Consider the following 21371-nt stretch of genomic DNA (forward strand, 5'->3'; position numbering starts at 1 on the left):
ACGAAGCAAAAGAAGGTAGGTGCGCCGCCGGGCGCACACCCCGGCCTCCGCCCTCAAAACAACACCAGGAGCAACCACCGCCCCAGCCATTCCAATAGCGATCCAATAGCTCTTCATTTCAACCACGACACAAACTGCATAAACAGGGGATACAGGCTGGCGAGACACTGTGCACACGGTCACCCAGACAGCCAAAGGCAGCGCAGTCCGGGTGGATGGTTTCCTTCTTCAACAGAACCTGCAAGCCCATGAACACCAACACCCTGCACCACGACGACGACACCGCCCACCACCACGGGCTCCAGCACGACCTGAAGACCCTGACGCGCCAGGCCGCCACGCGCCGCAATGCGCTGCGCTGGCTGGCCGTGGGCAGCATGGCGCCGCTGTCCCTGCTCTCGGGCAACAGCATGGCCGACACGGCCAGCGACACCAGCACCGTGCTCAACTGGGCCCAGGCCACCTACCCGCAGTGGTTCCCGGCCAGCTCGGCCGTGGCGCAGAGCAATGCCAATTTCATCTTCCGCTTCTACCCCACCACCGACAACTACCTGGGCGTGAGCCTGCAGGATTCGAACCTGTACGCCTACGGCCGCGAGACCGGCTATGCCTTCCTGAACCTGGGCCCCCTGTCGCACTGGGTGAGCATGGCGGGCGGCGGTGCCACCAGCCAGACCTGCAGCATCATTCCGCAGGAGACGGCCGGCCCCTATCCAGGCGACGGCACCAACAGCAACCAGTCGGGCGTGGCCAATGCGCTCACGCTCTCGGGCATCGTACGCAGCGACATCCGCCCCAGCATCGGCGGCGCCACCGGCATCGCGGCCGGCATCCCCCTGCGCATCGAGCTGGAGCTGGTCAACACCGCATCGAGCTGCGCCACCCTGTCGGGCTATGCCGTGTACCTGTGGCACTGCACGCGCGACGGCCTGTACTCCATGTATTCCAATGGGGTGACCAACGAGAACTACCTGCGCGGCGTGCAGGAGAGCAGTGCCTCGGGTGTGGCCACCTTCCAGTCCATCTTTCCTGGGTGCTACTCGGGCCGCATGCCCCACATCCACTTCGAGGTGTACCGCAATCTCGCCAGCGCCACGCGCGGCTCCAACGCCATCCGCACCTCGCAACTGGCCTTTCCCACCGCCACCTGCCAGCAGGTCTACACCGCCGACGGCTACAGCGCCAGCGTGCGCAACCTCTCGCAGATCACATTTGCCACCGACAACGTGTTCAGCGACGGCGTCTCGCTGCAGACCGCCACGGTCACGGGCAGCAACAGCGCCGGTTATGTGGCCAAGCTGCGCGTGGGCGTGAACGGCTGAGACTGCGCAGCCGCCATTTCTTTCTCTCTTCCCTCCCTTGGGTGCTGCCGGCTTGCCGGCGCACCCTTTTTTTAATGACCTGCGGGAACGCGCCACCGCCGAATCCGCACTACAGCCAGGCCACCCATCGACCTACACCCGTCCGGCCCTTGCGCGCCCAGACTCTGCCCACGACACCGGGAGACTTCCATGAGCGCGATTCCACCCAAGGACACCTACCAACTGGTCTTCGACAGCCTCACCGAGCAGGACTCGACGACGGCGGAGCGCACGGCGCGGCTGCTCGCCCAGGTCATCGACCACCTGGAGCAGCGCCGGGAGCTGGACCGACAGGAAATCGAGGACATGGTCCACAAGCTCGGCTGACCTGGCCGGCCCCCCCGCACGGGCGGGTATCCATGCGCAGCCAATGCCTTTGGCGCAGCAGGGCCAAAGACTGGTTCAGTAGCATGTCCGCTCACCTGTACAAGGACCTGGATCTACCCATGAATGCTTCGCTTCGCACCACCTCGGCCGTCATCGCCCTGGCCATCGCCGCCCTGGCCGTTCCCACGCTGGCGCAGGCCAAGCGCATGGGTGGCAGCAGCAAGGCCGCTGCGGCCCGCCCAGCACCTGCAGCAACCCCGGCTGCCACCGCCGCGCCCAAGGCACCGGCGACTCCCGCAACCCCGGCAGCTGCCGCACCGGCTGCTGCAGCCCCTGCTGCCGCAGCGGCACCTGCGCCACGCCCCGGTATCGGCTCCACCCTGGGCGCTGCCGCCGTAGGCGGCGTGGCCGGCGCCATGATCGGCAATGCCATGGCCAGCCCCAGCGCAGACAAGGATGCCAAGGCCAAGGAAGCCAAGGTGAAGGAAGCCGAAGCCGCCGAAAAGGAAGCCAAGGAACTGCAGCGCAAGGCCGATGAAGCCAAGGCCAAGGCCGAGGCGGCTCGCACGGCTGCCAAGTAACAAGCAGCGCGAGTTGCAGCGGGCCCGCACGGCCCGCTACTGCGCTACTCCAGCGCCCTTGAGGCGCCCAGTGCAAAGACCGAGTTGGGAACCCCTTCCCGGGGGAGTTGCGGCCGGGGCTTCATCCGCTTGGCAGGGCTGCTCTTTTCTGCGGCCACCGGCATGCGCTCGACGGGTGCCTGCTGGCTCACCAGCTCGGCCACGGACACCGATGCCAGGTACTCCATCACCGAATGGTTGAAAGCCGCCCAGAGCTCCGCCGTCATGGCCCCTTGCGAAGAACTCATGGCATCGGCCGGCCCGCCTGCCCCACCCGGCTTGCCAACCTCTGAAGCCAGCACGATGTCGGCCACCGAAATGTCGCGCGCCCCGCGGGCCAGCGTGTAGCCGCCGCCCGGGCCCCGGGTGCTGATCACCAGCCCCGCCTGGCGCAGGCCGCTGAACAGCACCTCCAGGTAGGACACGGAAATCTCGTACCGCTCGCTCAGGGCGGACAATGCCACCGGGCTGCCCACGGAGCGGGACGCCAGGTCCACAATGGCGACGACGGCAAACTTGCTACGGGTGGTCAGGCGCATGGCTTGCTCCGGAAATGGGGGCGTTGTGGCAGGCGTGCACCCCGGTGTTCTTGTTCATGGTGCTCAGGTGGGCAATGGCACCTGGGCCCGCAAACCCGCAAGGGTTGGACAGCCGCTTGGGCAGGGGAAAGGCAGGCACGGTGGCGATTTCCATGGTGAATGTCTGGGGCCAGTCGCCGGCGCCACGGGTTGGCGGCGCAGGGAATTTCGATGGGCGTTTCGGTGCAGAGGGGATGCGGCAACAGCCAGGTGCGCGTGGCGCAAGGCTGCCGTAAGGCAGCCCCCAAGAGAAACACCGCTTCAGCAGCGAAGGGGGAGCCGGCCGTGGGCCGGACGCTCAGGCGAGGATGCCCAGAGCTTTTGGCGGTTTGTGCGGTGGCGCAATGGCCGCAGAAGGCGTTCGCACGGGGGTAACCGCAATCAGGCCCCTGTCAGCAACGGTGCCGGTATCTGCCAGGGCCTGGGGCTGCAGCAGATCGGGAAAGTCCTGCCGGTCATCGAGCAGGGCATGGTCGTCCGCATCGGAATTGGCACCGGGCGCTTCGTGCCCTGGTGCAGACTGGCACAGCGCCGCCACGTCCTGCGGATCGAACGACATGTAGGGCTTGCTGGAACCGACGACGGAAATCCCCACGCACAGCAAAAAGTGCAGAAGAAAGACGGCGACAAGGCTCCGGAACATGGTGGCCAATTATAGGCAGCATGGCGGGCCTCCCAGGCCCGCCATGGATTCACATCGCCATCGGCAATGACCTCGATCAAGGAAGCACTTCAAACACCAGGTATTGGTTGCGGTCAGTCTGCGAGTCTGCCGTGGGGAAGTTGTCGTCCGCCACCACCACCAGCGAATCGCGCCCGTTGGCCAGCTTGGGGCCGAAGGTGATGCCTTCCAGGTTGGCGATGCCGCCCAATGGGCCCTTCAAGGTCTCGAAATCGAGCACCAGGCGCTTGGTGACCGGCGTGTAGGCGGCCCCGGCCAGTGCAGCCGTGGCCAGCACATTGCTGGCGTTGGCGGTGTTGATCTCGTACAGCCGCGCCTGGTTGCCCACCACGCCCACCGAGAAGCTGCGTTCCAGCACCAGGAAGCGCGTGGCGCTCAGGGCCAGGATTTCCGTGGCACCGCTGACCGTGAACTGGTCCGCCGGCACCGGCACGGCCTGCACCCTGTCGACGGGATAGGCGTACTGCGCCACGGCCGCGCCGGTGGCACGGTCGAACATGGTGATGCGCGACACGCTGCCGGCCGTGGTGGTCGATGCGGGGCCATCCTGCAGCAGCGCACCTTCCATCAGCACGGCAGCCCGGCTGTTGTCGGGCGTGAAGGCGATGCCCTCGAAGGCCAGGTTGCCGCGCGGACCGGTGTTGTCGGCCGACATGCGGAACATCGCGGGGATCTGGTACTCGCGCACATGGGTGCCATCGGCGCGCACCTCGCGGATGAACGGGTCGATAATGCGCGCGGCGCTCGTGCCGGACGCCAGCGTGCGGTCGCCCTCGCTGACCCAGACATAGTTGCCCGTGGCGCGGTCGATGCGCACCGATTCGGGGTCGGCCACCAGTGGATCGGGCACCTTGGGGTACACCGCGCCATTCGGCTGCTTCATGCTGAAGGTCGAGAGGAACTGCACGCCGCTGAAGCTGCTCGTGTCGTAGTTCAGGCGCACGGTGTACATGCGCGGCGCATTCGCCGAGTCGGTATTCGTGCGGTCGTCCGACAGCAGCACGAACTGGTTGCTCTTGTCGTCATAGTCGATGCCCGAGATGCCGCCCACCACCGTGCCCTGGTACTCCATGCGCCGCGGCAGGATCTGCTGGCCGATGAGGCGCAGGGAGCCGACGCTGCGCTCGCCGTTGTTGTTGTTGTCATCGCTGCCGCCGCAGGCGGCGAGCAGTGCGGTGGCGGCGCATACCGCGCCCAGCGTCCAGATGCTGCGAAAAACTGTCATTGTGGTTTTCTCCCGTGAGTGAAGCGGGCGAGTCTAGGGAGGGCATGTGACAGAACGGAGACCGACTCGTGGCGCGAGATGCAGACACCCGGCTGCCGCAAGGCATGCAAGTGATGGTAAATTTTCTGGCTACTCCCAAGGACACCTTGTGCCACTGTTGAAACTTTCGTGCGCCAACTGCTCTGCCCCCCTGCAAATCGGAGAAGACCTGGAACGCTTTGCCTGCAGCTACTGCGGGACCGAGCAAATCGTGGAGCGCTCCGGAGGCATCGTCTGGTTACGGAAGGTGGAGACCGCGATCAAGGCCGTGCAACGGGGCACCGACCGAACAGCGGCAGAACTCGCCCTGGTGCGCCTGGACCGTGAACTCGGCGAAGCCCAGGCGAGCAAGGCAGCGTTGATCCACGCGGCGAACGCGCAGTTTGCGAAAGCCAACGCCCACCGCAGCAGCATTGCTTCGATCTCGTTCATGGCTGCAGCTTTGCTGTTCCCCATGGTCGTTGGCCTTTTCGGCAGGCACATCAGGGAGGGTGAATCCTTGTTCGTCTGGGCCATGGTCAGTCTGGGCACGCCCCTGGCAGTCTTCTATTCGATCAAGGCGCCCACCCGCGTCGACATACAACAGCCCTTGGCGGAAATCGACGCCCGAATCGCCCAGATTGAGGAAGACATCGGTGCCAGCCGTGCCATTCTGGATGCTCCATCGTGAATCGTCGAAACGCCATAGCCGCCGTCAAGTCGGCAGCGTATCCAGAATGCGCCGGTTCGCCTTGATGTGCGCCCGGATCTTGTCGATCTTCTCATCCAGGTGCTCCGTCTCTTGCACCAGATCGAACTTCGGCAGCTTGGTCTTCCTATAGACCAGGGTCGAGGTCCCGATCACCACCACCCAAAAAAGCACGATTTTCACGATGTTGCCCAGCGTCGATGTCGGCGTTATCGGACTCACAAAGATCGCCCATAGAATCGCAACGCTGAACGTGGCGATGATGACCAACGTGTGCCGACCGGTTTTGGCTTGCTCCAACCGCTGTTGCAACCGGTGCACCACCTGAGCCCTCTGTTCCATGAGTTCATCCAGTTCACGGTTCAAGCGGGGCATGGCCAACTCCGCCGCCGTCCGGTCGGTGCCCCTTTGCACTGCGCTGATTGCCGCCTCCAGCTTGCGCGTTGACACCACCCCGCCCGAGCGCTCAACGATCTGCGCCGTCCCACAGTAGCTGCAGGTGAATCGCTCCAAATCTGCGGCCACCTCCAGCGGCGCAGAACAGTTTGCACAAGACAACGTCAACAACGGCACAAAGATCCCCTCTTTCGAATCGCCCGAATCTACCATCGGTGACCGAATGTAAAAACACCCAAATGTCGCAGATGATCAAAATGAAAATGCAGACCTGAGCATCCTCGGCAAGCCAAGGCCCGCACCACGCGGGCCGTTTTATTTCTGGCTATAGAATCGCGCCCAGCTAGGGGTGCCGAAGCCGGGAAACCGGGTGAGGCTGAGAGAGTCCCTTTGAACCTGATTGAGATCATCCTCGCGCAGGGAAGCAGTCCGCATACGCCATACCTGGCGCTCCACTCCCAGTGCACTGGGAGCTGGTGCGTTGGGGTCCAGCCAGTACGCTGCCGACCCTGCTCTGTCGTTTCTGAACGGAGAGCCCAACCACCATGTCTGCCCACGTTTCCGCCCCCGCCAACGAGGCGCTGGCCCCGGTTTCACCGGACCGCCGCGTCTTCCATTGGCATGACCATGCCTCGCTCTGGTTCAGCCTGGGTGTGGGCCTGCTGGTCATGCAGGTCGGGGCCTACCTCATGCCCGCGCTGGGCACCAAGGAGGCGCTGATCGCCATCGTGGCCGGCTCCATCGTGGGAGCGGGCCTGCTCGGCTGGGTGGCCAAGCTGGGCTGCGACAGCGGGCTGGCGAGTGCGGGGTTGATGCATGCGGTGTATGGCCGCACCTTCGCGAGCCTGCCCATCATTCTCAACATCGTGCAGCTCGTGGGGTGGGGCACGTTCGAACTGGTGGTGATGGGCGAGGCCACGGTGGCCATTGGCCGGCAGTCCGGCAGCATGGCCGGCACGCAGTGGCCAGTGCTGGCCACTCTGCTGTGGGGCGGCGTGGTGATGCTGCTGATCAGCGCATCGATGGTGCAGCTGGTGCGCAAGGTGATTGCGCGCGTGGCGCTGCCGCTGGTGGTGCTGTCGCTGCTGTGGCTGAGCTGGCAGTTTCTGTCCCTGGCCAACGCCCAGGGCTTTGCGCAGCTGTGGAACCGGCCTGGCGCCGGTGGCATGGGCGTGCTGCCCGCGCTGGACCTGGTGATCGCCATGCCCATCTCGTGGCTGCCGTTGGTGGCCGACTATGCGCGCCATGGCAAGAACGGTAGCTCCGCATTGCGCGGCACCTGGCTGGGCTATGCATTGGCCAATATGTGGTGCTACACGCTGGGTGTGCTGGTGGCGCTGACCTTGCCGAGCAAGGACCTGGTGCAGGCCCTGCTGCTGGCCCAGGGCGGGCTGATCGCGCTGTCGCTGATCCTGATCGACGAGGTGGACAACGCCTATGGCGACGCCTATTCGGGCGCCGTGTCGGCCCACAGCCTGCTGCCGCGCTGGGGCGTGCGCCGTTGGGGCATCGCCATGGCTGCGGGCTGCACAGCCCTGGCGCTGGTGCTGCCCATGCACAGCCTGGAGCCCTTCCTGCTGCGGCTCAGCTCGGTGTTCGTGCCCTTGTTCGGCGTGATCATCGGCCGCCTGGCCTTTGGCACCAACGCCCCGGCACTGCTGCAGCGCGCCCCCCAGGTCAACTGGCTGCCTGTGGCCATCTGGCTCGTGGGCATCGCGGTGTACCACGTGGCGCCGCTGGTGCTGCCGGGCGCGGGCTCTGCCCTGCCGGCGCTGGTGTTCAGCTTCAGCCTGGCCTGGGCAACACGACCCAAAGCCTGATCAGAACACCCGCTGCGCCACCGGCGCATAGCCATGGTTCAGCGGACCATGGCCGCCACCGGTGACCACATTGGCACCGGCGGCAATCGCCCCCAGGATGTAGGCGCGGGCGCTTTCCACGGCCTGCTGCAGCGGCAGGCCCAGGGCCAGGTGCGCGGCGATGGCGGACGACAGCGTGCAGCCCGTGCCGTGGCCGTTGTGCGTGGCGATGCGGGCCGACTGCAGGCGGTGGCCTGGCTGGCCCGGGGCGGTGGCCAGCATGTCCACCACCCAGTCGCCGGGCAGGTGGCCGCCCTTGAGCAGTGCAGCGCGCGCGCCCAGGCCAAGCAGATCCTGCGCAGCCTGCTCCAGATCATCCAGGCCCGCCAGGGTGCGGCCCAGCAGCCAACCGGCCTCATCGAGGTTGGGGGTGATCACCTCGGCCAGCGGGAACAGCTCGCGTACCAGAACGCCCACGGTCTCCTGCGCGATGAGGCGGTCGCCGCTGGTGGCGACCATCACCGGGTCGAGCACCACGTGGGGCAAGCGGTATTCACGGATGGCGTTGGCCACCACACGCACCACCTCGGGCGAGTGCAGCATGCCGATCTTCACGGCGTCCACGCCGATGTCCTGCACCACGGCGTCGATCTGGGCCTTGAGCATTTCGGGCGGAATGCCGTGGATGCCGGTCACGCCCCGGGTGTTCTGCGCGGTGATGGCGGTGATGGCCGTCATGCCGTAGCAGCCCAGCGCGGCAAAGGTCTTGAGATCGGCCTGGATGCCTGCGCCGCCCCCGCTGTCGGAACCGGCGATCGAGAGCACGCGCGCATAGCGCGGGGCCGTGGAAGGCCCAGCGGGCGCGTTGAGAGGGGCAGAAGTCATAGGGGGAAAATTATCGCGCATGACCTGGGTCAGCGCCGGCCCGAAGGGTTGTGCTGTAATTGCGGCTTACGGACGAAACAGGGGTGTCCCGCCCATGCGGCGCGCGACTGAGAAATACCCTGGGGCCCGCGTACACGCGGCCCCGCTACCCGATCCAGGTCATGCTGGCGTGGGGAGTTTCCACAGTGACGGAAAGCCATCCCGTTTTGTCCACCTGTTGCACAGCTGGACGCATGAAACTCCCTTCCTCCTCGTCGTTTGCCATTCTGGGCGCCGGACTCATGGGCCGGCTGCTGGCCGTCGAACTGGCACGCCACGGCCACGCCGTGGACATCTACGACGCCGCAGGCCCGGCAGCCGAGCAGTCGGCCGCCACGGTGGCCGCTGCGATGCTGGCGCCGCTGGCCGAGTCTGCGGTGACCGAGCCCGGCGTGGTGCGCATGGGCCAGCACGCGCTGGTGCGCTGGCCGCAGTTGCTGGCAGGGCTGGAGAAGCCCGTGTTCTTCCAGCAGCAGGGCACGCTGATCGTCTGGCACCGGCAGGATGCGGCCGAGGCCCAGCGCCTCACGCGCCAGTTGCAGGCGAACAACCAGGCCATTCCCGAACTGCCGGCCCTCGAAGTGCTCGACGGCACGGGCCTTGCAGCCATAGAGCCGGCGCTGGCCGGCCGCTTCACCAAGGGCCTGTACCTGCCCGGCGAAGGCCAGCTCGACAACCGCCAGTTGCTGGCCGCCCTGCTGCACGAAATGCAGCGCCTGGGCGTGCACACGCACTGGCATGCGCCGCGCCACCCCGATGCCTTTGCCCCCGGCAAGCCGGACCAGCCCGACTGGGTGCTGGACTGCCGCGGCCTGGGCGCACGCGACCCGTGGCGCGCCCTGCGCGGCGTGCGCGGCGAGGTGGTGCGCGTGCACGCGCCCGAGGTCACGCTGCAGCGCCCCACGCGCCTGGTGCACCCGCGCTACCCGATCTACATCGCCCCCAAAGAGGATCACCTGTTCGTGATCGGCGCGACCGAGATCGAGTCCGACGACCTCTCGCCCGCCAGCGTGCGCTCCACGCTCGAACTGCTGAGCGCAGCGTATGCCGTGCACAGCGGCTTTGCCGAGGCGCGCATCGTCGAGGTGGCCACCCAGTGCCGCCCCACGCTGCCCGACAACCTGCCCGCCATCCGCCAGCAGCGCCCGGGCGTGCTCGAGGTCAACGGCCTGTACCGCCATGGCTTCATGATCGCACCGGCCATGCTGGACGTGGTCATGGAGCTGCTCGCTGCGGGCCAGTCCCGGCTCGCCCCCCGATTCGATCTGAACCTGCAATTGCTGCAGCAGCCCCAGGAGGCGGTTGCCGCCGCCCTTTTGCCATGAACGTTTCCATCAACCAGACCCCGCACGAGCTGCCCGAGGGCGCCACCGTCGCCTCTGCCGTCGCCGCCATCGCTGCCCGCCCCCCCTTTGCCGTGGCCGTGAACACGGTCTTCGTGCCCAACAGCCGCTATGCGGCGCAAGCGCTGAACCCGGGCGACAAGGTCGAAGTCATTTCCCCTGTAACAGGCGGCTGAGCACACCCCCACCACCATGACAACACCCGCAATCAACGACCCCCTGGTCCTGTACGGCCAGACCTTCGCCAGCCGCCTGCTGCTGGGCACCTCGCGCTACCCATCGCCCGCCGTGCTGGAAGCGGCGGTGCAGACCGCCCGCCCCGCCATGGTCACGGCTTCGCTGCGCCGCCAGGGCAGCAACCCGGCCGAGTCGGGCAGCAGCTTCTGGGAGCTGCTGCGCCGCCTGAACGTGCCGGTGCTGCCCAACACCGCCGGCTGCCACAGCGTGCAGGAGGCCATCACCACCGCGCAGATGGCGCGCGAGGTGTTCAACACGCCGTGGATCAAGCTCGAGCTGATCGGCGACGACTACACCCTGCAGCCCGACACGCTGAACCTGGTGGGTGCTGCCGAGCACCTGATCAAGGAAGGCTTCCAGGTGCTGCCCTACTGCACAGAGGACTTCGTGCTGTGCCAGCGCCTGGTGGACGTGGGCTGCCAGGCCGTGATGCCCTGGGCAGCACCCATCGGCACCGGCCGCGGTCCGGTCAATCCGTATGCGCTGCAGATGCTGCGCGAGCGGCTCAAGGTGCCCATGCTGGTGGACGCCGGCCTGGGCCTGCCCTCGCACGCCTGCCAGGTGATGGAGTGGGGCTACGACGGCGTACTGCTCAACACCGCCGTGGCCCTGGCGCAAGACCCCGTGGCCATGGCCGGCGCGTTCGCCAATGCCGTGCAGGCTGGCCGCACTGCCCGCCTGGCCGGTGCCATGACCGCGCAGGACGCAGCCCAGCCCAGCACGCCCGTGCTCGGCACCCCTTTCTGGCACCACGACGACCATGCCTGATACCGCACCCACCGAACTGGCCAAGGCCATCCTCGCGCACCACGCCGCCACGTTTACGGGCTTCGGCGCCGAACCGGTACCGGCCCCCACTTCAGGCGAGCCGGCGTACCTGGCCGCCCTGCAGGCAGCCAGCACCCTGGGCTTCATCGCCCACGATGCCGAATGCATCGCCCGCGCCTGGCAGGCACGCACTGTGCGCACGGGTGCCGCGAGCCCAGAGGACTGGCCCGATGAGCCCGAGGATTTCGGCCTGCAGCGCCTGCCGCGCGCCCTGGCTTTTGCCGCCTGCCCCAAGGACCTGGGCCTCTACGCCGTGCTTCCCGACGCCGCCTGGGTGGGCCGCATGGCCCGCGCGGGTGTGCCCACGGTGCAGTTGCGCTTCAAATCGGACGACCCGGCCGCCATCGACCGGGAGGTGAACGCTGCCGTGCAGGCGGTGCAGGACACCGGCGCGCTGCTGTTCATCAACGACCACTGGCGCGCGGCGATCAATGCCGGTGCCTACGGCATCCACCTCGGGCAGGAAGACCTCGATGCCCTGAGCGCGGGCGATCTGCAGACCCTGCGCAACTCGGGCCTGCGCCTGGGCGTGAGCACCCATGGCTATGCCGAGATGGTGCGCGCCGATGCCGTGGGGCCGAGCTACATCGCCATGGGCGCCGTGTTCCCCACCACGCTCAAGAAGATGGCCACCGCGCCGCAGGGCGTGGGCCGGCTGCAGGGCTACGCGCGGCTGCTGCGCAGCTACCCGCAGGTGGCGATCGGGGGCATCGGTGCAGAGCAGTTTCCCGAGGTGCTGGCCACGGGCGTAGGCTCGATTGCGGTGGTGCGGGCGCTGGTCAACGCGCCCGACCCTGAGGCCGCCGCCGCAGCGCTGATGCAGGCGATGCAAGGCTCTTAGCAACACCCCAGGCCCAACGGCGGTCCTATAAAAACAGGCCTTGAAGGCCTGTTTCTTTTTCTACTTCTTGGGTTCGTCGTCGTCCTTGCGCTGCTCCAGCTCCAGGCGCAGCTCCATGAGGTCGTTCTCCGCCCCGAAACCCACGGCCTGGCCGGCGGGCGGAGGGGGCGTGACCGGCACGGGCGGCAGGTCGCTCAGCGTGAGGTGCAGGGGCTCCGACAGGTCCACATCCAGGTTGATGGACGACTTGGTGTAGGTTGCCGGCGGATGGCGCGGCTGCGCGGAATTCAGCGGTGCCGGGGAAGAGGAAACCCCCATGATGGGCGACAGGCCCGATGCGGGCTCCAACCTCAGCTCGGCAGGCCCGGAATGCCGTACCACCGGCGCCGGAGCGGGCGAGGGAACCTCACCGAAATCGAACTCCAGGCTGGCGGCCAGCGAATCGAGCGGAAAGTCGGGTTGCGTGTTGTCCAGCGGCGACAGATGGCTCAACCCCTTCTCGGCAGCGGCCTCGAACGAGTCTTCCACAGGCGTGGTGCGCTTGCGCGGCGGCGGTGCGCCCCGCGCGCTCGACGGCGTGGTCTGCGCAATGCCCAGCAGCAGCAGCAGGTCGTCGTAGGCGGCCAGATCGAAGGGCTCTGCCGCCTGGTTGCCCGGGCGGTGGAACAGAAACTTGTCCAGCGTGTGCAGCACGGCCGGTGAGCTCCACTCGGCTTCGACCTCGGCCAGCGCATCGGGGTAGCGGTCCAGAGGACGGCCCTGGCGGTTGAAGGCCGAAAACTCGGGCACCTTGGCGTTGAAATAGCGCATGAACTGCGCACGCAGCTGCATGAAGTCCTCGGCCCGGCTCAGGGTGTGGAACAGGCGCAGCAGCTCCAGGTAGGCCACAGGCGTGGTCTCGCGGTGGTCGACGATGTGCTTTCGCAACACCTCCACCGCCTGGTTGTGCTCGCCCACCGAGACAAAGAACTCGGCCTGCTGCTGGATGTCGAACAGGTCGTCGGGGTTGACGATCTGCAAGGCCCTTGCCGGCTCGACCGCAGGGGTTGGCGCCTTGGCAGCCACCGGCACCCGGGCGGCGGCAGCCGCCTCAGCAGTCGAAGCGGCATACAGCGGCGCCGGTGCGGAGACCGGCTTGACATCCTTGAACAATGCGGCGCTGCCGGATGGTGCCAGCAGATCGCTCTTCATCGAAGGGATGGGCAGGGTTTCGAGCGGCTCCCATCCAGGGTCGACCTGCCCTGCCGTGGGCGCACTGGAGTCCACCGCGCTGACCTTGACCGACTCGCGCCATGATTTTTGCGACAGCGTGGCCTGGCGGCTGGCGCGCTGCCAGACCCAGGCCAGCAGGCCCAGCGCCAGCGCCAGCAAGGCGCCCAGCACGTAGACCACCGTGGCGGGGAAGCGCTCCTGGGCCTCGTCGAGCTGCTGCTGCAATTGCTGCGTGGTGGCCAGTTGCTGGGCCGAGCCCGCCTTCACGGCCTTGGCCTCGGCCTCCAGCACGCGCAGGCGCTCGGCGTCCTGCGCCAGGGTTTCCGGCGTGGCGTTCAAGGCCTTCCAGGCGGCAGCCGCTTCGGCACGCTGGGGCGACGATTCCTCTGCCGGGGTGGACAGCAGCTGTGCCGTGGCGCGCAAGGCCACCGGGCTTTCGAGCCACAGGTCAAGGGGTTCCAGCACCAGGCGCGGGCCGGCGGCTGCGGGGGCGGGTGCCTGCGCACCGGCGAGCACGCGCGCATTGGTGCGGGCGGGTGCAGGGGCGGCGGCACGCGGGGCACGCGCCACAGCGGCGCTGGCCGGTGCCGCCCGGGTGGGCGCTGCGGCAGCGCCACGGGCCGGTGCGCCGGCAGCATTGCGATCGGGGGGGGAAGAAGCACCGGCCAGGCCCGAAGCGCCCGCAGCGAGGGTGCCCGGCAGTGCCGCCGGCACCGCCGGCAGTTGCCCAGCGGCAACAGGGGGAAGGCGCGCGGGGGGGTCTGCCAGAAAGGTGTAGCTGCGCGTGACCTTGCCTGCACAGCCGGCGGTGAGCGTGACGGTCAAGACGGGCTCGTCAACCACCGAGGTGGTCTGTACGCGGACGGAGGCCGCGCGCCCAGCCGATTCGGCCTGGGGCGTCACGCGCACCCGGGAGGCGCTGATGGGGGTGTCGCCCGCGACCAGGGTGGCACCGATACATGACGATGCGACATCAGAGCCCTGGTCTGGCTGGATGTCGAAGACCAGGTCGACAGGCGAGCCGATCACCACGGCGCCCCGCCCGTTGCCCATTGAAAGCGCCGAGGCGCCCATGGCAACCACCCACAAACCGGCTCCCAGAATGGTGTTACGGATATTCACAATAGTTTCTGTTTTGAGCGCGGCCCATTCTTGCACATAAGTGCGCAGGCATGTCCACAGCCATAATGGCGCTATGAAAATTCAGTTTCTCAATGTCGGCATCGTGGGTTCGGGCGCCATGGGTCGCGGTATTGCACAGATCGCTGCCCAGGCCGGCAGCCAGGTTTTTTTGCTGGATGCCCAAGATGGTGCAGCACTTGCCGCCAAAGACAGTATCCACGACCAGTGGCAAAAACTCGTAGGGAAAAATCGCATTTCTGCAGAGCAGGCCACGGCCTGGTCTGCGCAATTGCACATTGTTGACAATGCGGCCGGCCTGGCGCAGTGCGACCTGGTGATCGAGGCCATCGTCGAGCGGCTGGACGTGAAGCGCGGCCTGTTCGCCGACCTGGAGAAGGTCGTCGGCGCTGACACCGTGCTGGCCACCAACACCTCGTCCCTGTCGGTCACCTCGATTGGTGCGGGCATGCAGCGGCCCGGGCGCCTGGCGGGCTTTCACTTCTTCAACCCCGTGCCGCTGATGAAGGTGGTGGAGGTGATTGCCGGGCTCAAGACCGAGCCGGCCGTCTGCACCGCCCTGTCGGCCTACGCCAAGCAGATGGGGCACACGCCCGTGCTGGCGCAGGACACGCCGGGCTTCATCGTCAACCACGCCGGGCGCGGCTACGGCACCGAAGCCCTGCGCATCGTGGGCGAAGGCGTGGCCGATTTCGCCACCATCGACCGCATCCTGCGTGACCAGGTGGGCTTCAAGCTCGGGCCCTTCGAGCTCATGGACCTCACGGCACTGGACGTTTCGCACCCGGTGATGGAATCCATCTACCAGCAGTACTACGACGAGCCGCGCTACCGCCCCAGCGTGATCACCGCACAGCGCCTGGCCGGCGGCGTGGTGGGCAAGAAGGTCGGCGAAGGCTTCTACCGCTACGACAAGGGCGTGGCCCAGGTGCCCGCCGAGCCCCCGGTGCCCGTGGTGGCCGAGATCCCACCGGTGTGGGTGTCGCCCCGCGCCGCGCGCCGGGCCGAGCTGTACCAGTTGCTCAAGGACCTGGGCGCCACCATCGAAACCGGCACCTCGCCGTCGCCCACGGCCCTCACCCTCGTGGCGCCCCTGGGCTTTGACGTGACCACCGTGGCCGTGGTGGAGCGCCTGGACCCGGCGCGCACCATCGGCATCGACATGCTGGTGGAAGAAGCCGCCACCAAGCGCCGCGTGCTGGCCACCAACCCCGCCACGCGCGTGGACATCCGCAACGCCGCGCACGCCCTGTTCGCCCGCGACGGCAAGCCGGTGAGCGTGATCCGCGACAGCGGCGGCTTCGTCACCCAGCGCGTGGTGGCCACCATCGTCAACATCGCCAGCGACATCTGCCAGCAGGGCATCTGCAGCCCGCGCGACCTGGAGACCGCCGTCACCCTGGGCCTGGGCTACCCCCTGGGCCCACTGGCCATGGGCGACCGCTGGGGCCCGACCAACATCCTGGAAGTGCTGTTCAACATGCAGACCGTGTACGGCGACACCCGCTACCGCCCCAGCCCCTGGCTGCGCCGGCGCGGCGCCATCGGCCTGAGTCTGACGCACGTCGAAGAAGCCTGAGCCCCCTCTAGAAAAGAAAAGCGACCCGGAGACAAGATGCCCGCAGAACTCAAAAGCACCAGCCAGGGCAAGACCCTGGTCCTGACCATCCACAACCCCGAGCGGCGCAACGCCATCGAGCCGGCCATCTATGCGGCCGGTGTGGAGGCCCTGAGCGTGGCCGAGAGCAGTGACGACATCCGCAGCGTGGTCATCACCGGTTCGGACAACATGTTCTGCGCGGGCGGCAACCTGCAGCGCCTGCTGGCCAACCGCCAGGAGCTGCCCGAGGTGCAGGCGCAAAGCATCGAAGGCCTGCACAACTGGATCGAGATGGTGCGCACCTACCCCAAGCCCATCATCGCGGCAGTGGAAGGGGCGGCAGCGGGCGCGGGCTTTTCGCTGGCGCTGGCCTGCGACATGGTGGTGGCCGCGCGCAACGCCGTGTTCGTGATGGCCTACAGCAACGTGGCCCTGTCGCCCGACGGCGGCGCCAGCTGGAGCCTGGCGCAGGCCCTGCCGCGCCAGATCGCCACCGAGATCCTGATGTGCGGCGACCGCATCCCCGCCGAGCGCCTGCACACGCTGGGCGTGGTCAACCAGTTGGCCGATCCGGGCAGCGCGCTCGAAGTCGCCATGGCCCTGGCCGAGCGCCTGAACGCGCGCGCACCGAACGCACTGGCCAGCATCAAGGAACTGCTGGGCGACGCGCCCGGCAACCACCTCACGAAACACCTCGCGAGCGAGCGCGACCACTTCGTGAAGAACCTGCACCATGCCAATGGCGGCGTGGGCATCTCGGCCTTTCTCGAAAAGCGCACGCCGACCTACGAGTAGGCTCAATCGCCCTGCCCTGGGCGCAAACCTTGTCTTCACCGCACACTCACGGCCCCTGCACAGGGCCGTGTGTGTTTGCGCTCGCGTTCGCCCAACAGATATCCAAGACGCTCAGGTGACAACCCTGACGCGGCGCGCCGGTCCCTCACGCGACAATGGGGCTGTTTCTAGTCACGCAAAAGACAGGCCATGGACGACCCGATTCTTACCATCGAAGAACGTGAAGCGATCAACTCAGGTCGCTGGTTTTCATCCCTATCACCTTCTCTACGCCACGACATCCTCCGATGTGCCTACGTCAAACGCTTCAAGGATGGCGGCCTCATCGCCGCCCGCGGGGACCCACCCGAGGAGTGGATTGCGTGTGCGCGCGGCGCGGTGCGGGTGAGTTCCACCTCCATCTCGGGCAAGCAGATCACGCTGACCTATGTGGAGCCGGGCATCTGGTTCGGCGACGTGGCGATCTTCGACGGGGACCGGCGCACGCACGATGCCTACGCCCATGGCGACACCACCATCCTGTGCGTGGCAAAGGCCGACTTTCGCAAGATCCTGGCGGCGCACACCGAGCTCTACGAAGCCATGCTGCGCCTGCATGCACGGCGCATACGCCAGCTGTTCGGGCTGGTGGAAGACCTCAACACCCTGCCTTTGCGCTCGCGCCTGGCCAAGCAGCTGGTGCACCTGGTGCGCAGCTACGGCGTGCCCAGCCTGTCGGACGGCAGCGAGATGCGCATCGGCCTGCAATTGGCGCAGGAAGAACTGGCGCAACTCCTGGGCGCATCGCGCCAGCGCGTGAACCAGGAACTCAAGTCGATGGAGCGCGAGGACGCCATCCGCATCGAGCCGGGCGGCCTGGTGATACGCGACCGCGAAGCGCTGATGCGCATAGCCGACGCGGACACCTGAATCTGGCCGCAGCGAAGACCGGCACGGTCCTCGCCACCTACAAGAACACCACCGCCTGCGTCTGCCGGTGGACAGAGACAAGCACGCGGCAACCCGCGTGGGGAACCCCAGTACATGAGCAATTTTGACCACTTCGTCGGCACCCGCGCGGTGTCCGAGCAGCACGCATTCGACGTCGACGCCCTCACCGCCTGGCTCACCACCCACATGCAGGGCTTCGAAGGCCCGATGACGGTGGAGATGTTCAAGGGCGGGCAGTCCAACCCCACCTACAAGCTGGTGACCCCAAAGGCGAGCTACGTGATGCGCGCCAAGCCAGGCCCCGTAGCCAAGCTGCTGCCTTCGGCCCACGCGGTGGAGCGCGAGTTCGCGGTGATGAGCGGCCTGGCGGGCACCGACGTGCCCGTGCCGCAAATGCATGTGCTGTGCGAGGACGAGTCGGTGATCGGCCGCGCCTTCTACATCATGGAATGCATGCAGGGCCGCGTGCTCTGGGACCAGTCGCTGCCCGGCATGACCCCCTCCGAGCGCGGCGACATCTACAACGAGATGAACCGCGTGATCGCCGCGCTGCACAGCGTGAAGTTCGCCGAGCGGGGCCTGGCCAGCTATGGCAAGCAGGGCAACTACTTCGACCGCCAGATCGGCCGCTGGAGCAAGCAGTACGTGGCCTCCATCACCCAGCCCATCGAAGAGATGGACCGCCTCATGGAATGGCTGCCCGCGCACATGCCCGCCAGCGCGCGCGACGAAGGCCATGTCTCCATCGTGCACGGCGACTACCGCCTGGACAACCTGATGTTCCACCCCACCGAGCCGCGCGTGATCGCCGTGCTCGACTGGGAGCTGTCCACCCTGGGCCACCCGCTGGCCGACTTCAGCTACCACTGCATGAGCTGGCACATCCCTGCCGGCATGGGCCGCGGCATCGCGGGCATGGACATCGCGGCGCTAGGCATCCCCGACGAGGACAGCTACATCCGCCTGTACTGCGAACGCACCGGCATCACCACGCCCGAAGCACTGCGTGCCGACTGGAACTTCTACATGGCCTACAACATGTTCCGCATCGCCGCCATCCTGCAAGGCATTGCCAAGCGGGTGGAGGCAGGCACCGCCTCCAGCGCCCAAGCCAAGGCCTCGGGCGACACCGCGCGGCCGATGGCCGAGCTGGCCTGGTCGTTCGCCCAGCGCAGCTGAGCGCCGATGCAGCCCGAATTTCTTCCACGAATTTTTTGACGGAGACTCCCCATGGACTTTGACTATTCCCCCAAGACCAAGGACCTGCAGGCCCGACTGCTCCAGTTCATGGACGAGCATGTCTACCCCAACGAGGCGGCGTACAAGAACGAGCTGGCGGCCAATACCGCCGCAGGCAAGCGCTGGACGGCCCTGTCCACCATCGAGAACCTCAAACCCAAGGCCCAGGCCGCCGGCCTGTGGAATCTGTTCCTGCCGGTGGACAGTGCCGCCGCATCGGGCTACGCCGGTGCCGGCCTGACCAACCAGGAGTACGCGCCCCTGGCCGAAATCATGGGCCGCGTGCCATGGGCCAGCGAGGTGTTCAACTGCTCCGCGCCCGACACCGGCAACATGGAAACCATCGCCCGCTACGGCGACGATGCCAACAAGGCGCGCTGGCTCAAGCCGCTGCTGGAAGGCAAGATCCGCTCGGCCTTCGCGATGACCGAACCCGACGTCGCGTCGAGCGACGCCACCAACATCGAGACGCGCATCGAGCGCGATGGCGACGAGTACGTGATCAACGGCCGCAAGTGGTGGATCTCGGGCGCGGCCGACCCGCGCTGCGCCGTGTTCATCACCATGGGCAAGAGCGACCCCGACGCCCCCCGCCATTCGCAACAGAGCATGGTGCTGGTGCCCGCCGATGCCAAGGGCATCACCATCATCCGCCCACTCAACGTGTTCGGCTACGACGATGCGCCCCACGGCCATGTGGAGATGACCTTCGAGAACGTGCGCGTGCCGGTCTCCAACATCCTCTTGGGCGAAGGCCGCGGCTTCGAGATCGCCCAGGGCCGCCTTGGCCCCGGACGCATCCACCACTGCATGCGCCTGATCGGCTTGGCCGAGCGCGCGTTGGAGCTGATGTGCAAGCGCGCCAGCTCGCGCGTCGCCTTCGGCAAGAGCGTGGCCCAGCAGACCGTGACGCAGGAGCGCATTGCCGAGGCCCGCTGCAAGATCGACATGGCGCGCCTCTTGACCCTGAAGGCCGCCTGGCTGATGGACGTGGCCGGCAACAAGGTCGCCAAGACCGAGATCGCCATGATCAAGGTGGTGGCCCCGAGCATGGCATGCCAGGTCATCGACTGGGCCATGCAGGTGCATGGCGGCGGCGGCATGTGCGACGACTTCCCGCTGGCCTATGCCTACGCCGGAGCGCGCACCCTGCGCTTTGCCGACGGCCCGGACGAAGTGCACCGCAACGCCATCGCCAAGTGGGAGCTGGGCAAGTACGGCGCCTACGGCCGCGATGCCGGCGTGCCGATCACGCGCGGCAGCTGAGCAAGCCCTGCCCCTGCGCGCAGCGCAGGGGGTCTGCGCTGACGCACGGCTTCAGCTTGATTCAACGAGTGCAGAAGCGATGCGCACCTCACCGGTCAGCAGCTTGTGCACCGGGCAGGCATTGGCCACCTGCAAGAGGCGCTCGCGCTGCTCATCGCTCAGCGCGCCCCACAAAGTGATCGTGCGCGTGATGTCGCTGCCGCTGGCGGGCGTGGCTGCGGGGTTGAGCTGCAAGGCCACCTGCACGCCGGCCAAGGGCCATTGCTTGCGCGCGGCGAACATCTGCAAGGTGATGACGGTGCACGTCCCCAGGCTCGACAGCAGCAGGTGGAAGGGAGAAGGCCCGGCATCGGCCCCGCCCATCTCCGCAGGCTCGTCGCCCAGCCAGGTATGCCCGGCCTCATCGGTCAGGGTCACAGTGAAAGGGGTGGTCCCGCCAATGGCGCGGACAGAGGGTGTGGTCATTCTGAATCTCTATGGAACGCAGGCCCTGATGATAGGAGCACGGCGGACCCGGCGCCGCAAGCGGGAGATTCGCAGAAGCCTGCCCCTGAAGGCGGGGCGACGGGTCAGGAATCCAGGTCCACCGGCGGTGCCGGCAGGTGCTGCGCTGCGGCCTGGGCTGCCGTCAGCAGCACGGAACGGGCATGGACGATTTCGGACAGGGAGCGGCGCGTGTGCTCGGTGCGCAGGTAGACCCGGCCGCGCGCAAGCATCAGCACCATGGGGGTTTCCGAGCGCAGCGCGCCCTGCTCGCCCTCCACCGCGTTGAGCAGTTCGGACACCAGGTGCGCGTGAATCCAGCGCTCGGCATGGTCGATGCGCTCGGCCACCACGGCGAAATGGCGCCGGAACGAGCCAGGCAGTTCGGGCCAGGACACCTCGTCGAACATGGACAGCCAGCGCATCTCCTCGGGCAGGCGCGCATCCACGCTGGTCTGCAGGCTGTCGGTGATGGCGTTGTAGGCATGGCGCTCGAGCGCGTCGCGCAGCGGGCGGTTGAGCACCAGCACCGCGGCGTCGGGGTCGGCATCCACATCGGCGCGCCCGCGCAGCTCCAGGCCCAGGATGTAGTCGCGCGTGGAGGTGCTGCCCTCCAGCCGCCAGGGTCGGCCCAGTATCTCGCCGCCCACGTCGAAATGGCCTTCGACCGGCTGCGGCACGCTGTGCAGGCCCTGCTCTGCGATCCAGCGGGCCAACTGCGCGCCGGTGACCGGCCCCGCGTGGCCCTGGGTGGAGTCGGCGTCGGCGGCGGTGCCGGCAAAAGCCTGGCGAATGCGATCGAACATGGTGGTCACAGG

At 67.3% G+C, this 21371-nt stretch carries 23 protein-coding genes and 2 riboswitches; of the genes, 14 read left to right on the forward strand and 9 right to left on the reverse strand.

The window, feature by feature from the left end; genetic code table 11:
- Nucleotides 1–248: 248 nt before the first annotated feature.
- From QYL93_RS08365 to QYL93_RS08375, 3 genes are all read left to right on the forward strand, one after another.
- Complete coding sequence (locus QYL93_RS08365; protein ID WP_305743243.1) at nucleotides 249–1322, forward strand: intradiol ring-cleavage dioxygenase; 1074 nt, start codon at nucleotides 249–251, stop codon at nucleotides 1320–1322.
- Between the two features lie 189 nt (nucleotides 1323–1511).
- A complete protein-coding gene (locus tag QYL93_RS08370) occupies nucleotides 1512–1688 on the forward strand; it encodes a hypothetical protein (RefSeq protein WP_305743244.1) in 177 nt (58 codons plus the stop codon).
- Nucleotides 1689–1807: 119 nt separating this feature from the next.
- Complete coding sequence (locus QYL93_RS08375; protein ID WP_305743245.1) at nucleotides 1808–2269, forward strand: ABC transporter substrate-binding protein; 462 nt, start codon at nucleotides 1808–1810, stop codon at nucleotides 2267–2269.
- 44 nt (nucleotides 2270–2313) lie between these two features.
- Here QYL93_RS08375 and QYL93_RS08380 read toward each other — a convergent pair whose 3' ends face one another.
- From QYL93_RS08380 to QYL93_RS08395, 4 genes are all read right to left on the reverse strand, one after another.
- Complete coding sequence (locus QYL93_RS08380; protein WP_305743246.1) at nucleotides 2314–2847, reverse strand: Rrf2 family transcriptional regulator; 534 nt, start codon at nucleotides 2845–2847, stop codon at nucleotides 2314–2316.
- Nucleotides 2828–3001, reverse strand: a complete 174-nt coding sequence (locus tag QYL93_RS08385; protein ID WP_305743247.1) for a hypothetical protein — start codon at nucleotides 2999–3001, stop codon at nucleotides 2828–2830. Before QYL93_RS08385 ends, QYL93_RS08380 begins: the two co-directional genes overlap by 20 nt.
- A gap of 183 nt (nucleotides 3002–3184) precedes the next feature.
- A complete protein-coding gene (locus tag QYL93_RS08390; protein WP_305743248.1) occupies nucleotides 3185–3529 on the reverse strand; it encodes a hypothetical protein in 345 nt (114 codons plus the stop codon).
- A 76-nt stretch (nucleotides 3530–3605) separates the two neighbouring features.
- Nucleotides 3606–4793 (reverse strand): esterase-like activity of phytase family protein, encoded by a 1188-nt coding sequence (locus QYL93_RS08395; protein ID WP_305743249.1) that lies wholly within the window; start codon nucleotides 4791–4793, stop codon nucleotides 3606–3608.
- Between the two features lie 148 nt (nucleotides 4794–4941).
- Here QYL93_RS08395 and QYL93_RS08400 point away from each other — a divergent pair, with 148 nt between their 5' ends.
- Entirely contained in the window at nucleotides 4942–5502 is a 561-nt protein-coding gene (locus QYL93_RS08400) for a hypothetical protein (protein ID WP_305743250.1), read from the forward strand.
- A 24-nt stretch (nucleotides 5503–5526) separates the two neighbouring features.
- On the opposite strand, the gene QYL93_RS08405 is transcribed toward QYL93_RS08400, so the two are convergent.
- Complete coding sequence (locus tag QYL93_RS08405; protein WP_305743251.1) at nucleotides 5527–6129, reverse strand: hypothetical protein; 603 nt, start codon at nucleotides 6127–6129, stop codon at nucleotides 5527–5529.
- Nucleotides 6130–6251: 122 nt separating this feature from the next.
- A riboswitch (TPP riboswitch) is annotated at nucleotides 6252–6356 on the forward strand.
- Nucleotides 6357–6461: 105 nt separating this feature from the next.
- On the opposite strand from QYL93_RS08405, the gene QYL93_RS08410 reads away from it, so the two are divergent.
- On the forward strand, nucleotides 6462–7736 hold the full coding sequence (locus QYL93_RS08410; RefSeq protein WP_305743252.1) for a cytosine permease: 1275 nt from the start codon (nucleotides 6462–6464) through the stop codon (nucleotides 7734–7736).
- Here the strand turns inward: QYL93_RS08410 and thiD are convergent, their stop codons facing one another.
- Nucleotides 7737–8600: a bifunctional hydroxymethylpyrimidine kinase/phosphomethylpyrimidine kinase gene (gene thiD / locus QYL93_RS08415; RefSeq protein WP_305743253.1), complete on the reverse strand. Its 864-nt coding sequence runs from the start codon at nucleotides 8598–8600 to the stop codon at nucleotides 7737–7739.
- A gap of 69 nt (nucleotides 8601–8669) precedes the next feature.
- A riboswitch (TPP riboswitch) is annotated at nucleotides 8670–8793 on the forward strand.
- Nucleotides 8794–8833: 40 nt separating this feature from the next.
- Here thiD and QYL93_RS08420 point away from each other — a divergent pair.
- From QYL93_RS08420 to QYL93_RS08435, 4 genes are read left to right on the forward strand one after another with little or no spacing between them, the layout of a single operon-like run.
- On the forward strand, nucleotides 8834–9964 hold the full coding sequence (locus tag QYL93_RS08420) for an FAD-dependent oxidoreductase (RefSeq protein WP_305743254.1): 1131 nt from the start codon (nucleotides 8834–8836) through the stop codon (nucleotides 9962–9964).
- Nucleotides 9961–10158, forward strand: coding sequence for a sulfur carrier protein ThiS (gene thiS / locus QYL93_RS08425; protein WP_305743255.1), 198 nt, complete (start codon nucleotides 9961–9963; stop codon nucleotides 10156–10158). The genes QYL93_RS08420 and thiS overlap by 4 nt, the downstream gene beginning before the upstream one ends.
- Nucleotides 10159–10174: 16 nt before the next feature.
- Nucleotides 10175–10987, forward strand: a complete 813-nt coding sequence (locus QYL93_RS08430; protein ID WP_057265703.1) for a thiazole synthase — start codon at nucleotides 10175–10177, stop codon at nucleotides 10985–10987.
- Nucleotides 10980–11888: a thiamine phosphate synthase gene (locus QYL93_RS08435; protein ID WP_305743256.1), complete on the forward strand. Its 909-nt coding sequence runs from the start codon at nucleotides 10980–10982 to the stop codon at nucleotides 11886–11888. Before QYL93_RS08430 ends, QYL93_RS08435 begins: the two co-directional genes overlap by 8 nt.
- Before the next feature lie 60 nt (nucleotides 11889–11948).
- Here the strand turns inward: QYL93_RS08435 and QYL93_RS08440 are convergent, their stop codons facing one another.
- On the reverse strand, nucleotides 11949–14222 hold the full coding sequence (locus tag QYL93_RS08440) for a FimV family protein (protein ID WP_305743257.1): 2274 nt from the start codon (nucleotides 14220–14222) through the stop codon (nucleotides 11949–11951).
- A gap of 73 nt (nucleotides 14223–14295) precedes the next feature.
- Between QYL93_RS08440 and QYL93_RS08445 the strand changes: the two genes are divergently transcribed.
- From QYL93_RS08445 to QYL93_RS08465, 5 genes are all read left to right on the forward strand, one after another.
- Nucleotides 14296–15819, forward strand: coding sequence for a 3-hydroxyacyl-CoA dehydrogenase (locus QYL93_RS08445; RefSeq protein ID WP_305743258.1), 1524 nt, complete (start codon nucleotides 14296–14298; stop codon nucleotides 15817–15819).
- A 36-nt stretch (nucleotides 15820–15855) separates the two neighbouring features.
- Entirely contained in the window at nucleotides 15856–16635 is a 780-nt protein-coding gene (locus QYL93_RS08450; RefSeq protein WP_305743259.1) for an oxepin-CoA hydrolase, alternative type, read from the forward strand.
- Nucleotides 16636–16824: 189 nt separating this feature from the next.
- Complete coding sequence (locus QYL93_RS08455; RefSeq protein WP_057203564.1) at nucleotides 16825–17544, forward strand: Crp/Fnr family transcriptional regulator; 720 nt, start codon at nucleotides 16825–16827, stop codon at nucleotides 17542–17544.
- Between the two features lie 114 nt (nucleotides 17545–17658).
- Nucleotides 17659–18744 carry a phosphotransferase gene (locus QYL93_RS08460; protein ID WP_305743260.1) on the forward strand — a complete coding sequence of 362 codons (1086 nt, stop codon included), beginning with the start codon at nucleotides 17659–17661 and terminating at the stop codon, nucleotides 18742–18744.
- Nucleotides 18745–18795: 51 nt separating this feature from the next.
- Entirely contained in the window at nucleotides 18796–20070 is a 1275-nt protein-coding gene (locus QYL93_RS08465; protein WP_305743261.1) for an acyl-CoA dehydrogenase family protein, read from the forward strand.
- A 51-nt stretch (nucleotides 20071–20121) separates the two neighbouring features.
- On the opposite strand, the gene QYL93_RS08470 is transcribed toward QYL93_RS08465, so the two are convergent.
- Both QYL93_RS08470 and QYL93_RS08475 read right to left on the reverse strand, forming a co-directional pair.
- On the reverse strand, nucleotides 20122–20535 hold the full coding sequence (locus QYL93_RS08470; RefSeq protein WP_305743262.1) for an OsmC family protein: 414 nt from the start codon (nucleotides 20533–20535) through the stop codon (nucleotides 20122–20124).
- A 104-nt stretch (nucleotides 20536–20639) separates the two neighbouring features.
- Complete coding sequence (locus tag QYL93_RS08475) at nucleotides 20640–21359, reverse strand: hypothetical protein (protein WP_305743263.1); 720 nt, start codon at nucleotides 21357–21359, stop codon at nucleotides 20640–20642.
- Between the last annotated feature and the right edge of the window lie 12 nt (nucleotides 21360–21371).

It is taken from the genome of Acidovorax sp. A1169 (assembly GCF_030704685.1).
Classification (GTDB): Bacteria; Pseudomonadota; Gammaproteobacteria; order Burkholderiales; family Burkholderiaceae_C; genus Acidovorax.